General features: G+C 73.0%; 6 protein-coding genes. 3 read left to right on the plus strand and 3 right to left on the minus strand.

What is annotated here, in order from left to right:
* The 3 genes from GTY47_RS21560 to GTY47_RS21570 all read right to left on the minus strand — a co-directional run.
* Positions 1-2,665, minus strand: a 2,665-nt coding sequence (locus GTY47_RS21560; protein ID WP_010047674.1) for an ATP-dependent helicase, incomplete at its 3' end; no start/stop codon positions are given.
* A 91-nt stretch (positions 2,666-2,756) separates the two neighbouring features.
* Entirely contained in the window at positions 2,757-6,170 is a 3,414-nt protein-coding gene (locus tag GTY47_RS21565; protein WP_078602986.1) for an ATP-dependent DNA helicase, read from the minus strand.
* 339 nt (positions 6,171-6,509) lie between these two features.
* The gene (locus tag GTY47_RS21570; RefSeq protein ID WP_010047678.1) at positions 6,510-6,932 is read right to left on the minus strand and encodes an MGMT family protein; all 423 of its coding nucleotides are present in this window, start codon (positions 6,930-6,932) and stop codon (positions 6,510-6,512) included.
* 186 nt (positions 6,933-7,118) lie between these two features.
* Here GTY47_RS21570 and GTY47_RS21575 point away from each other — a divergent pair, with 186 nt between their 5' ends.
* The 3 genes from GTY47_RS21575 (at position 7,119) to GTY47_RS21585 (ending at position 13,240) form a co-directional block, all read left to right on the plus strand.
* Positions 7,119-9,980 (plus strand): lysylphosphatidylglycerol synthase domain-containing protein, encoded by a 2,862-nt coding sequence (locus GTY47_RS21575; RefSeq protein WP_010047681.1) that lies wholly within the window; start codon positions 7,119-7,121, stop codon positions 9,978-9,980.
* A 110-nt stretch (positions 9,981-10,090) separates the two neighbouring features.
* Positions 10,091-11,635: an alpha/beta hydrolase gene (locus tag GTY47_RS21580; RefSeq protein ID WP_010047683.1), complete on the plus strand. Its 1,545-nt coding sequence runs from the start codon at positions 10,091-10,093 to the stop codon at positions 11,633-11,635.
* A gap of 135 nt (positions 11,636-11,770) precedes the next feature.
* Positions 11,771-13,240, plus strand: a complete 1,470-nt coding sequence (locus tag GTY47_RS21585; protein ID WP_010047684.1) for an alpha/beta hydrolase — start codon at positions 11,771-11,773, stop codon at positions 13,238-13,240.
* Positions 13,241-13,287: the final 47 nt, after the last annotated feature.

Below are 13,287 nucleotides of genomic sequence, written 5' to 3' on the forward strand. Positions count from 1 at the left end.
CGCCGAAGGGGCCGGCTGCGGAGACCGCGTCGTCGAAGGGGACGTCCGCGAAAGGGTCCGGTTCGTCGTACGGAGGTTCGTCGTCCTCCGGAGGCGGCGGCCACTCCGGGTCGTCGGCCCTGTCCGGGTCATGCACGGCCGTGGAGTGCCCGTCCTCGTGGGACGCGAGGGCCTCCAGGTGCGCCAGGACGGTCGCGGCGGCCGCGCGGCGGCGGGCCAGGGCCGTCTCGTCCAGGGGCAGGGGCCAGACCTGGTCGGCGGTGGCCTGGTGCAGGGCCGGGTTCTCCTCGTCCTCGGCGGGTTCGTCCGCCCAGGCCTCGATCTCGCCGTAACCGGCCGCGCAGTGGTCGTAGAGCGCCTGGAGGAACGCGGACGGTCCGCGGCGCTTCTTCTGGGTGGGTCCCCACCAGTGGCCGGAGCCCAGGAGCAGGGAGCGCGGGCGCGTGAAGGTGACGTAGCCGAGGCGGAGTTCCTCGGTGTGCTGGTGGTCCTTCATGGCCTCGTGGAAGGCTCTCAGGCCCCTGGCGTCCCAGGACTCCACGTCGGGCAGGGTGTCGGCGTCGCCGCGCAGCCCGTGCGGCAGGACCTTGCCCTGGGAGGTCCACTTCTCGCGGCCCTGGCTGCTGGGGAAGGTGCCGGTGACCAGCCCGGGGACGACCACGACGTCCCATTCCAGGCCCTTGGACTTGTGGGCGGTGAGCACCTTGACGGTGTTCTCGCCGCCGGGGAGGGCGTTGTCGAGGCCCTTCTCGTACTGGGCGGCGGTGCGCAGGAAGCCGAGGAAGGCGAGCAGGCTGGCCTCGTTGTCGCCGGCGGCGAACGAGGCGGCGACGTCCAGGAAGTTGGAGAGGGTCTCGCGGCGGCGCGCGGCCAGGGCGTGCGGGGACGCCGACAGCTCGACCTCCAGGCCGGTGACGGCGAGGACGCGGTGCAGGACGTCCATCAGCGGGTCGGCCAGGGAGCGGCGCAGCTCGCGCAGCTCGGTGGCCAGGCGGGCGAAGCGCACGCGCGCGTCGGAGGAGAAGGGCAGCCCGTCGTCGTCCCCGTGGCCGTCCAGCGGCGTCTCCAGGAACGTGTCGAGGGCGTCCGCGAGCGAGATCACCTCGGCCGGGTCGACTCCCTCGACGGCCTCGGCGAGGCGGCGGTCCGGGTCGTCGCCGCCCTCCACGCGCGCGTGCGACACGAGGAGCCGGGCACGCCGCCCCAGCAGGGCGAGGTCGCGCGGGCCGATACGCCAGCGGGGACCGGTCAGCAGGCGCACCAGGGAGGCGTTGGCGCCGGGGTCCTGGAGGACCTCGCAGACGGCGACGAGGTCGGCGATCTCGGGCAGGTGCAGCAGTCCGGACAGGCCGACGACCTCGACCGGGATGTCCCGGGCGACCAGGGCGCCCTGGATCTCGGCGAAATCGGTCGCCGTGCGGCACAGGACGGCGATCTCGCCGGGTGCCGTCCCGGTCCGTACGAGGTGGGCGACGGAGTCGGCGGCCCAGTCGATCTCCTCGGCGTGGGTGCGCAGCAGGGCGCAGCGGACCATGCCGTCGCGTTCGGCGCCGGGGGCCGGGCGCAGGGCCTCCACGCCCGCGTGCAGGGCCCGCAGGGGCTCCGCGAGGCCGTTCGCGAGGTCGAGGAGACGGCCGCCGCTGCGGCGGTTCTCGCTGAGCGCCTGCCGGGTCGCCGGGCGGCCGTCGGCGTGGGCGAAGTGCTCGGGGAAGTCGTCCAGGTTGGCGACTGAGGCGCCGCGCCAGCCGTAGATGGCCTGGCAGGGGTCGCCGACGGCGGTGACGGGGTGACCGGTGCCCTCGCCGAACAGGCCGGCCAGGAGGACGCGTTGGGCGACCGACGTGTCCTGGTACTCGTCGAGCAGGACCACCCGGAACTCGTCGCGCAGCGCGCGGCCCACTTCGGGGATCTTCGCGAGCCGGGCCGACAGGGCGATCTGGTCGCCGAAGTCGAGCAGGTCCCGCTCGCGCTTGGCGGCCCGGTACCGGGTGACCAGTTCGGCCAGTTCGCGGCGGGCGGCGGCCGCTTCGGGCACCTTGCGCAGATCGGCGTTGGTGAGCTTGGCGCCGCGCAGGGTCAGCAGCAGTTCGGCGTCGTAGGCGCGCAGCGCTTCCGGGCGGACGAGGTGCTCGGCGAGCTCGGCGTCGAGGGCGAGGAGGTCGCCGACCAGATCCGGGAAGGACCGGGTCAGGGCCGGGTAGCTGCCCGGGGCCTCCCGCAGCACGCGCGCGGCGAGCTGGAACCGGGTCGCGTCGGCGAGCAGCCGGGACGTGGGCTCCAGACCGATGCGCAGGCCGTGGTCGGTGAGCAGGCGGCCCGCGAAGGCGTGGTACGTGGAGATCACCGGCTCGCCCGGCGGGTTGTCCGGGTCGATGGCGTCCGGGTCGGTGACGCCGGCCTTGACCAGCGCCTTGCGGACGCGCTCGGCGAGTTCGGCGGCGGCCTTGTTGGTGAAGGTGAGGCCGAGCACCTGCTCGGGGGCGACCTGGCCGGTGCCGACCAGCCACACCACGCGTGCCGCCATCACCGTCGTCTTGCCCGAGCCGGCTCCCGCCACGATCACCTGCGGGGCGGGCGGCGCGGTGATGCAGGCCGTCTGCTCAGGGGTGAACGGGATGCCGAGGAGCTCCTTGAGCTGCTCGGGATCAGTGATACGGGCGGGCACGTCAGAGAGGCTAGCGGCGGCCACTGACAGCGGCGGCCGGATCGGCTGCCCGGGCGAAGGAAGCGCAGGTCAGCGCACCTGGTGCGATAGATCACTCGACGACATGGCGGCCCTCCTGCCGCGCGCTGCACGAGGCCCGGAACGCGCAGTGCGCGCAGTGCTGGCCGGCGGTCGGTGTGAAGCGCTCGTCGAGGACCTTGCCGGCCGCGGTGGCCAGCAGGTCACCGACCCACTCCCCCTCCAGCGGCTCCTGGGCCTGCACCTTGGGCAGGGTCTCGCCGCCGTCGCGCTGGGCGGCGCCCTGGCGCAGATGGACCAGTTCCGCGCCGCCCGGCTGGGGGCGCACACCGTCGAACAGGTCGTCGACGGCGCCTTCGCGGACGGCCAGCTGGTAGACGGCGAGCTGCGGGTGGCGCTCCACCTCCTTGCCGGTGGGTGCCTGTTTGCCGGTCTTGAAGTCGACCACGTAGGCACGGCCCTCGCCGTCCGCCTCCACCCGGTCCATCTGGCCGCGGATGCGCACCTGGTAGTCGCCCGCTTCGAGGGTGACGTCGAAGTCGTGCTCGCTGGCCACCGGGGTGCGCCCGGTGCGGTCCATGACGTGCCACTTCAGGAACCGTTCGAGCGCCACGCGCGCGTTGTCCTTCTCCTGGTCCGACTTCCACGGCGCGTCGAAGGCCAGGGCGTTCCACACGGAGTCGAGGCGTTCCATGAGGACGGAGAGATCGGCCGGGGTGTGCCCGGAGGCGACCTCGTCGGCGAGAACGTGCACGACGTTGCCGAAGCCCTGGGCGGCGGTCGCGGGCGCGTCGGCCTTCACCTCGCGGCCCAGGAACCACTGCAGGGCGCAGGTGTTGGCGAGCTGGTCGAGGGCGCTGCCGGAGAGCACGACGGGCTGGTCGCGGTCGCGCAGCGGCACCTTGGACTCGGTCGGCTCGAACATGCCCCACCAGCGGTAGGGGTGCGCGGAGGGCACCAAGGGGCGGCCGTCCTCGTCGGCGAGGGCGGCGAGCCGGGCGAGGCGGTGGGCGGCGGCCTCCCGGAGGGCGTCGGAGACGCGCGGGTCGACGGTCGTGGCACGCAGTTCGGCGACGAGGGCGGCGACGGACAGCGGGCGGCGCGGGCGCCCGGTGACGTCCTTGGGTTCGACGCCGAGTTCGGTCAGGAAGCGGGAGGGCTGGTCGCCGTCGTCCGCCGGGGCCTTGACCGCGGTCACGACGAGGCGTTCACGCGCGCGCGTGGCGGCCACGTAGAACAGGCGGCGCTCCTCGGCGAGCAGCGCGCCGGGGGTGAGGGGTTCGGCGAGTCCGTCGCGGCCGATGCGGTCGGCCTCCAGCAGGGAGCCGCGGCGGCGCAGATCCGGCCACAGGCCCTCCTGGACGCCCGCCACGACCACGAGGCGCCACTCCAGGCCCTTGGAGCGGTGCGCGGTCATCAGGCGGACGGCGTCGGGGCGTACGGCACGGCGCGTGAGGGTGTCGGCGGCGATGTCCTCTGCCTCGATCTCCTCAAGGAAGTTGAGGGCGCCCCGGCCGCCGGTGCGCTCCTCGGCACGGGCCGCGGTCGCGAAGAGTGCGCAGACGGCGTCCAGATCGCGGTCGGCGTTGCGCCCGGCCGCGCCGCCGCGGCGAGCGGCCCGCTCCAGCCGGGTGGGCCACGGCGTGCCCTCCCACAGGTCCCACAGCGCCTCCTCGGCACTGCCGCCGCCCGCCAGCCGCTCCCGCGCCTTGCGCAGCAGCGCGCCGAGGCGCTGGGCGCCACGCGCGTACGCGGGGTCGTGCACGGCGAGGCGCTCCGGCTCGGCGAGTGCCCGCGCGAGCAGCACGTCGGAGGGAGGCGGCAGCGGGTTGCCCGCGGCCCGCTCCTCGTCGCGCAGGGCACGGCCGAGGCGGCGCAGATCGGCGGCGTCCATGCTCGCGAGCGGTGAGGTGAGGAGAGTGAGGGCGGTCTCGGTGTCGAGCCAGGAACTCTCCTCGGATTCCCCGGAAGCCGGCTCTCCTCCGGCGGCCTCGGCCTCCCCCGAAGCCGCCTCCCCATCGGTCCCCGTCGCCTCCCCATCGGTCCCCGTCGCCTCCCCATCGGTCCCCGTCGCCTCCCCATCGGTCCCCGTCGCCTCCGCGGCGGCCACCGCCCGCAGCGCCGTCAGCAGCGGTGCCACCGCCGGTTCGTGACGCAGGGGCACGTCGTCCCCGTCCACGTCCACGGGTACGCCCGCCGCCGTGAGGGCGCGGCGGACCGTCGGGATGGTGCGGGATCCGGCGCGCACCAGGACGGCCATCTCGCTCCAGGGGACGCCGTCCTCCAGGTGGGCCCTGCGGAGGATGTCGGCGATGTTGTCCAGCTCCGTCCCGGGCGTCGGGTACGTGTACGCCTCGACGCGGCCGCCGTCCCGTACGGGCGCGAGTTCTCGGTGGGCGCGCACCTTCTCGGCGGGCAGGCGGGTCAGCGGCATGCGCTGGGTCAGCAGCCGGGTGGCGGCCAGCAGGGCGGCGCCGGAGCGGCGGGAGGTGCGCAGCACCGCGACGGGGGCCGGGCGGCCGTCCGCGCGCGGGAAGGCGTGCGGGAAGTCGAGGATGCCGTTCACGTCCGCCCCGCGGAACGCGTAGATCGACTGGTCGGGGTCACCGAACGCGACGAGCGTGCGACCGCCGCCGGCCAGGGCGTGCAGGAGTCGTACCTGAGCGGGATCGGTGTCCTGGTACTCGTCGACGTAGACGGCGTCGTAGCGGGCGGCGAGCGCCGCGGCGACCTCGGGCCGGCGGGCGAGGAGCACCGCGCGGTGGACGAGTTCCGCGTAGTCGATCACGCCCTGGAGGTCGAGCACGTCGAGGTACTCGGCGAGGAAGGCGGCGGCGGCGCGCCAGTCGGGGCGTCCCGAGCGGCGGGCGAAGGCGTCCAGGGCGTCCGGACCGAGACCCAGTTCACGCGTGCGGGCGAGGACCGCGCGGACCTCGTCGGCGAAACCACGGGTGGTCAGGCAGGCGCGCAGGTCGTCCGGCCAGCGCACGTGCGAGAGCCCGAGCCGCTCCAGGTCCACCTGGCCGGCGAGCAGTTCCCGGACCGAGACGTCCTGCTCGGGACCGGACAGCAGCCGCAGCGGCTCCACGAACAGGTCGTTCTCCTGGTGGGCGCGGACCAGGGCGTAGCAGAACGAGTGGAAGGTGGTCGCCTGGGGGGCGTGGGCCGCGCCGCTCCGCAGGGCCATGCGGTCGCGCAGTTCTACGGCCGCCCTACGGCTGAAGGTGAGCACGAGGACGCGCTCGGGGTCTGCGCCCCGGGCGATGCGCTCGGCCACGGACTCGACGAGCGTGGTGGTCTTGCCGGTGCCCGGACCTGCGAGAACGAGCAGCGGGCCGGTGGTGTGGTCAACCACGGAGCGCTGCGAGGCGTCCAAACGAGGGGGGTCCAGCCGGTCAGGAGGGGTACGTACCAGTCGGTAAGCGCCACGGCTCCCCCGCCGCACCCGGGGGTGCGACAGGCCGTTGGTGGAGAAAGAGGAGCTCACGTGGTTCGCCGGTCCTGGTGGAAGTGCTGGTTGGCGGGCCACCGCGCGTGGCGGGCGGTGACCGCGGGGGTGACGGGGACGGGTGCAGCCGACGCTACGCCGACGGACGAGGCGGAAGCAGGGCTTCCTCTTCTTCCCGCCAGCCACTCAGGTCGCCCACGGCAACCGCGGCCCCAACGGCACCCGGGCCGCACATTGCTCTCCTGGCGCTCAAGGCACTCCAGACGCTCCTGGCACTCATGTCCCTCACCTCACGAACGTACGTCATGCCGGCGGAGTGTCCCGATTCCCCCGTCCGGATCAGGGGTCACACGGGAGGGCGTCCGATGCCGGAAGCTGTCAGGTGTGACCCTCCGCGCGTTCACCGCCGTCCCAGCGCGCCCGTCTCATGTCGAGGCGCGGCAGGTGGCCCTCGGCGGCCCGGCTCGCCTCCTTCAGGGGCGTGCCCTCCGCGCGGTAGTGGCCGAGCGCCCGCTGCTCGTGCCCCGGCAGGAGGACGCCGTCCGCACGGACGACCCGCCACCACGGAACGGCTCCGCCGTAGAGAGCCATCACACGGCCGACCTGCCGTGGACCGCCCTCCTCCAGCCACTCGGCGACGTCCCCGTATGTCATGACACGGCCCGGCGGGATCAGTTCGGCGACGTCCAGGACCCGCTCGGCGTACGCGGGCAGCGCTTCCCCGGGGTCCTCACGGGTGTCGTCGTACCCCGTGCGGGCGTCCCGCGCGCCGGCGTCCTGCGGAAGGCTCTCCTCGCTCATCCGTCCCATCCTGCCCCACCCCACCGACAACGGGACGGGCGTGCTCCGGAGCGTTTCCCTCACCCGGCGGGAGCGAGTCGGGCAGACTGTGCGCCCCCGCATGTGCACCCTGATGCCCCCGTGTGTCGGTGCGGCATGCCACCATCGTGCGGGCGGTGACCGGTGATACGAGACCAAGAAGAGACGATGAAGCAGCAGGGTGCGCACCCCGAGGACCCGGAGGGCACCTCTGACGCTTCGTCGCGCCCGGGCACTCCGGACGACAGCCCGAAACCGGCCGGTGAGCAGAACGGGGCGGCTGCGGACAAGTCCGGCGACAAGGCTCCGACGGCCGCTGATGACTCCGGCGCCAAGGGCCCGACGGCCGCCGAGCAGTCCGGCACCCAGGGCCCGGCGGCCGCCGAGAAGTCCCGCAGGAAGGCCCCGGCGTCCGCCGAGGACGAGGAGACCGTGCACATCGACGAGGTGGAGGGCGACGAACCGCTGCTCCCCGCGCGCGTGCACCGCCCGTCCGACCTGATGCGGCTCCTGGTGGGCATGCTCGCCGTCGCGCTGCTGATCGGAATCGCCGCGTTCGCGCACGGCACGACCTCGGGCCTCGAACAGGACATCAACAAGGGCACGGGCCAGGCGCCCGATCTGCTCATCAAGATCGCGGGGCTGGCCTCCAGCATCGCGATCCTGCTGGTGCCGGTCGCCTTCGCCATCGAGCGGCTGATCAAGCGGGACGGGCTCAGAATCGCCGACGGCGTGCTCGCGGCAGTCCTCGCCCACGGTGTGACCCTCGCCACCGACCTGTGGGTCGCCCGCGCCGCCCCCGACTCGATCCAGGAGGCGCTCACCCAGCCCTCCCCCGGAGACGTCCACGCACTGACCGACCCGGTGCACGGCTATCTGGCGCCGGTCATCGCGTACATGACCGCCGTGGGCATGTCGCGCAGACCCCGATGGCGCGCGGTGCTGTGGGTCGTGCTGCTCCTCGACGCCTTCTCGATGCTCGTCACCGGGTACACGACACCGTTCTCGATCATCCTGACGGTGCTGATCGGCTGGACCGTGGCCTACGGCACGCTCTACGCGGTGGGCTCGCCCAACGTCCGGCCCACCGGGCAGACCCTGATGGCGGGCCTGCGGACCGTCGGCTTCCGCCCGGTCAGCGCGTCCCGCGAGGACACCTCGGACAACCCGGACACCGGCGACCGGGGCCGCCGCTACTTCGTCACACTTGAGGACGGCCCGCCGCTGGACGTGACGGTGGTCGACCGGGAGCAGCAGGCCCAGGGCTTCTTCTACCGCGCGTGGCGCAACCTGACCCTGCGCGGCTTCGCCACCCGCAGCAGCCTCCAGTCGCTGCGCCAGGCCCTGGAGCAGGAGGCACTGCTGGCGTACGCGGCGATCGCGGCCGGTGCCAACGCGCCCAAGCTGATCGCCACGTCCGAGCTGGGTCCCGACGCGGTGATGCTCGTCTACGAGCACAGCGGCGGCCGCACTCTGGACTCCCTGCCGGACGAGGAGATCACCGACGACCTGCTGAGCGACACCTGGCACCAGGTGAAGGCTCTTCAGTCCCGGCGCATCGCGCACCGCAGGCTGGTCGGCGACGCGATTCTGGTGGATCGTTCCGGCACGGTGATCCTCACCGACCTGCGCGTCGGCGAGATCGCGGCCGGCGACCTGCTGCTGCGCATGGACACGTCCCAGCTGCTGGTGACCCTCGGCCTCCGGGTGGGCGCCGAGCGGGCGGTCGCCTCGGCGGTGGAGGTGCTCGGACCCGACGCGGTGGCGGACTGTCTGCCGATGCTCCAGCCCATCGCGCTCAGCCGCTCCACGCGCGCGACGCTGCGCAGGCTGGCCCGGGAGCGGGCACAGCGCGAGCGCGAGGCGGTCCTGGAGGCGTCCCGGCAGGCCAAGCAGGCACGCCTGGAGGACGCCTCGGACGAGGCCGTGCCGGTCCTGGAGAAACCCGACAAGAAGGCCGTACGGGCGGAACAGCGGGCCGAGAAACGGGCCATCGACGAGGCCCTGGACGAGGCGCGCGAAGAGGACCTGCTCACCCAGATCCGGCACCAGGTGCTGCGCATCAGGCCGCAGGCGCCCGTCGAGCCGGCCCGGCTGGAGCGGGTGCGGCCGCGCACGCTGATCAGTTTCATGGCCGGCGCGATCGGCGCGTACTTCCTGCTGACGCAGCTCACGCACATCGAGTTCGGGCCGCTCATCGCGAACGCCGAGTGGGGCTGGGTCGCCGCGGCCGTGCTGTTCTCCATGGGCAGCTACATCGCGGCGGCGATGGCTCTGCTGGGGTTCGTGCCCGAGCGGGTGCCGTTCGTGCGGACCGTGGCGGCGCAGGTCGCCGGGTCCTTCGTGAAGATCGTCGCCCCGGCGGCGGTGGGCGGTGTGGCCCTCAACACGCGCTTCCTCCAGCGCGCGGGGGTGCGGCCGGGGCTCGCGGTGGCGAGCGTCGGAGCGTCGCAGCTGTTCGGGCTCGGCTGTCACATCCTGATGCTGCTGTCGTTCGGCTATCTGACCGGCACCGAGAAGACGCCGTCGCTGTCGCCGTCCCGGACGGTCATCGCCGGTCTGCTGACGGTGGCGGTGCTCGTGCTCGTGGTGACCTCGGTGCCGTTCCTCCGGAAGTTCGTCGTCACGCGCGTGAGGTCGCTGTTCGCGGGCGTCGTGCCGCGCATGCTGGACGTGCTCCAGCGGCCGCAGAAGCTGGTCACCGGCATCGGCGGCATGCTGCTGCTGACCGCCTGCTTCGTGATGTGCCTGGACGCGTCGATCCGCGCGTTCGGCGACGAGTCGACCTCGATCAGCATCGCCAGCGTCGCCGTCGTCTTCCTCGCGGGCAACGCCCTGGGGTCCGCGGCGCCGACCCCGGGCGGTGTGGGCGCGGTCGAGGCGACCCTGACGGTCGGTCTGATCGCCGTCGGACTGCCGAAGGAGGTCGCGGCACCGGCGGTCCTGCTGTTCCGCCTGCTGACGCTGTGGCTGCCGGTGCTGCCGGGCTGGCTGGCCTTCAACCACCTCACACGCAAGCAGGCCCTCTGACCCGGCCGACCGGCCGGCCCTTCGGAGGACCAGCTGAGCACTCCAGCCCCTCTTACCTCATACGGCACGCGTCCCGCGCGCCCCGCTCCGTGCCGCCGCAGGATGGAACCATGCCGTCCCTCCTCCGGCTGCGCGCCGCCGCCCTGACCGCCACCGCCGTGCTGCTGTCCGCCGTGCTTGCCGGCTGTGGCGACGACGCCGAGGACCAGGACCTGACGCAGCAGGAGCTGAGCTGGAAGGACTGCCCGACCCCGTCCGACGCACAGGGAGGAGGCGCCGCGCCCTCACCGCTGCCGGACGGTGGCGCATGGCAGTGCGCCACGATGAAGGCGCCTCTCGACTGGGACGCCCCCCAGGGCGACACGATCAGCCTCGAGCTGATCCGAGCCCGGACCACCGGTGACGCCGGCGAACGCATCGGCTCGCTCATCTTCAACTTCGGCGGCCCCGGCCTCTCGGGCGTCACCACCCTGCCCGGCTTCGGGGACGCGTTCGAAACCCTGCGCACCCGCTACGACCTGGTCAGCTTCGACCCGCGCGGAGTCGGCCGCAGCAACCCCGTGCTCTGCGAGAACGACCAGCAGCTCGACGCGTACTTCCAGCAGGACGCCACGCCCGACGACGGCGCCGAACGCACCGAACTCCTGGAGAGCACCACGGAATTCAACGACGCCTGCGAGCAGAACTCCAAGAAGATACTGCCGCATGTGCGCACCACCGACGCGGCCCGTGACCTGGACCTGATGCGCCAGGTCCTCGGCGACGGCAAGCTGCACTACTTCGGCTTCTCCTACGGCACCGAACTCGGAGGCGTCTACGCCCACCTGTTCCCCAAGCGGGTCGGGCGCGCCGTGTTCGACGCCGTCGTCGACCCCACGCAGAGCTCCGAGCAGGGCTCGCTCGGGCAGGCCAAGGGCTTCCAGCTCGCGCTCGACAACTTCGCCGAGGACTGCGTGTCGAAGACCGAGGAGTGCCCCATCGGCGACACCGCGCAGGACGTGAAGGACCGTATCGCCACGCTGCTCAGGGACCTCGACCGCAAACCGATCACGGGCGTCTTCCCCCGCGAACTGACCCAGACCGCGGCGACCAACGGAATCGTGCAGGCGCTGTACTCCCAGGACCTCTGGGAGTACCTCACCGAGGGCCTCCAGCAGGCGTACGACGGCGACGGCAGCACTCTGATGCTGCTGTCCGACTCGATGAACGGTCGCAGCGAGAACGGCGAGTACGACAACTCGTCCGCCGCCCACACCGCCATCAGCTGCGCCGATGCCAAACCGCGCTACGACACCGCCTACGTGCAGCGGAAGCTGCCCGAGTTCCGGGCCGCGTCCGCCCTGTTCGGCGACTACTTGGCGTGGGGCATGATCGGCTGCACCGACTGGGCCGTGGCGGGCGCCGCCGACCACCCGGACGTGAGCGCGCCGGGCTCGGCGCCGATCCTGGTCGTCGGCAACACCGGCGACCCGGCCACCCCGTACGAGGGGGCGCGGGCGATGGTGAACGCGCTGGGCAAGGGCGTCGGTGTCGAGCTGACGTACCGGGGGCAGGGGCACGGCGCCTACGACAGCAAGAACAAGTGCGTGCAGGGCGCTGTGAACGGCTATCTGCTGGACGGCAAGGTGCCGCGGACGGGGACCGTCTGCACCTGAGGACAGCAGCGGACCGGTGAACCCGCAGGTCAGGAGGTTATCCACAGGCTGGAACGGCTAGCGCGCGATCTGCCTACCATGGCCTGACCGCCATCCGCGGCACGGTGCGGACGGCCTACGAGGGGGGATGGGCCCTTGACGCGCTTTCCACGGTGGACCGCTCTGGCGGTCGCCTCGGCACTGCTGGCCGCGGGGTGCGGCAGCGGTTCGTCCGACGACAAGGACGGCGGGCTCTCCTGGGGCCGCTGCAAAGCCACCGCCGACGCGCCCGCACCCAGCAGCGACTGGCAGTGCGCCACGCTCAAGGTGCCGCTCGACTGGTCGGATCCGGACGGCGAGACGATCGGACTGGCGCTGATCCGCGCCAAGGCCCGCGGCGACGACCCCGCCGGCTCGCTCCTGTTCAACTTCGGCGGCCCCGGCGCCTCGGGCGTGTCCATGATGCCGTCGTACGCCCCGACGGTCTCCAAGCTCCGCGAGCGGTACGACCTGGTGAGCTGGGACCCGCGCGGGGTGGGCGCCAGCGAGGGGGTGCGCTGCCGCGGCGACAAGGAGATCCAGGCGGCCGAGTCGGTGGACGCCACCCCGGACACACCCGCCGAGGAGAAGGCGTACCTCGCGGACGCCACCGACTTCGGCGAGGGCTGCCGGAAGGACGCCGGGAAGCTGATGGCGCACGTCTCCACCGCCGACTCGGCCCGCGACATGGACCGCATCCGCCAGGTCCTCGGCGACGAGAAGATGCACTACTTCGGCATCTCCTACGGCACCGAACTGGGCGGCACATACGCCCACCTGTTCCCGGAGAACGTGGGACGCATGACGCTGGACGCGGTCGTCGACCCCGGCGCGGACACCGTCGGTCACGCCAAGAACCAGGCCCGGGGATTCCAGCGGGCGCTGAACGACTACCTCGAGTCCACGGGCCAGAACCCGGAGGAGGGTACGCGGCGGATCGCGGACCTGCTGCGGCGGATCGACACCCGGCCGCTGCCGGCGGGCACGCCCGGTCGGAAGCTGACCCAGACGCTCGCGGTCACCGGCATCATCCTGCCGCTGTACAGCAAGGACAGCTGGCCGACGCTGACCAGCGCCCTCGACGCGGCCGAGCGGGGCGACGGCTCGGAGTTGCTGTCCCTCGCCGACCGCTACAACGAACGCGGCCCGTCAGGGCGGTACGGCACGACGACCCATGCACAGCGGGTCATATCGTGCCTGGACGACAGGCAGCGGCCGACCCCGGCCGAGACGAAGAGGCTGCTGCCGGAGTTCGAGGAGATCTCCCCGGTCTTCGGGACGTTCCTCGGCTGGGACACGGCCGGCTGGTGCCACGACTGGCCGGTGCCCGGGCAGCACGACACCCCGGAGGTGAGCGCCCCCGGCGCGGCGCCGGTCCTGGTGGTCGGCAACACCGGCGACCCGGCCACCCCGTACGAGGGCGCCCGGAAGATGGCCGACGAGCTGGGCAAGGGTGTCGGAGTGATGCTCACCTGGCGGGGCGAGGGACATGGCGCGTACGGCAGCGGGAGCGACTGTGTCGACTCCACGGTGGACGCGTATCTGCTGGACGGTTCGGTGCCGAGGGACGGCAAGGTCTGCTCATGACGACGGCGGGGGCTCCGGGCACCCGTGGTGCGCGAAGCCCCCGCCGC

Source organism: Streptomyces sp. SID5464, assembly GCF_009862985.1.
GTDB lineage: Bacteria > Actinomycetota > Actinomycetes > Streptomycetales > Streptomycetaceae > Streptomyces > Streptomyces chartreusis_D.

Bases quoted from the DNA above. Each gene is read 5' to 3' on its own strand.
- GTY47_RS21570 (WP_010047678.1), bottom strand. From the start codon at position 6,932: ATGAGCGAGGAGAGCCTTCCGCAGGACGCCGGCGCGCGGGACGCCCGC.
- GTY47_RS21575 (WP_010047681.1), top strand. From the start codon at position 7,119: ATGAAGCAGCAGGGTGCGCACCCCGAGGACCCGGAGGGCACCTCTGAC.
- GTY47_RS21580 (WP_010047683.1), top strand. From the start codon at position 10,091: ATGCCGTCCCTCCTCCGGCTGCGCGCCGCCGCCCTGACCGCCACCGCC.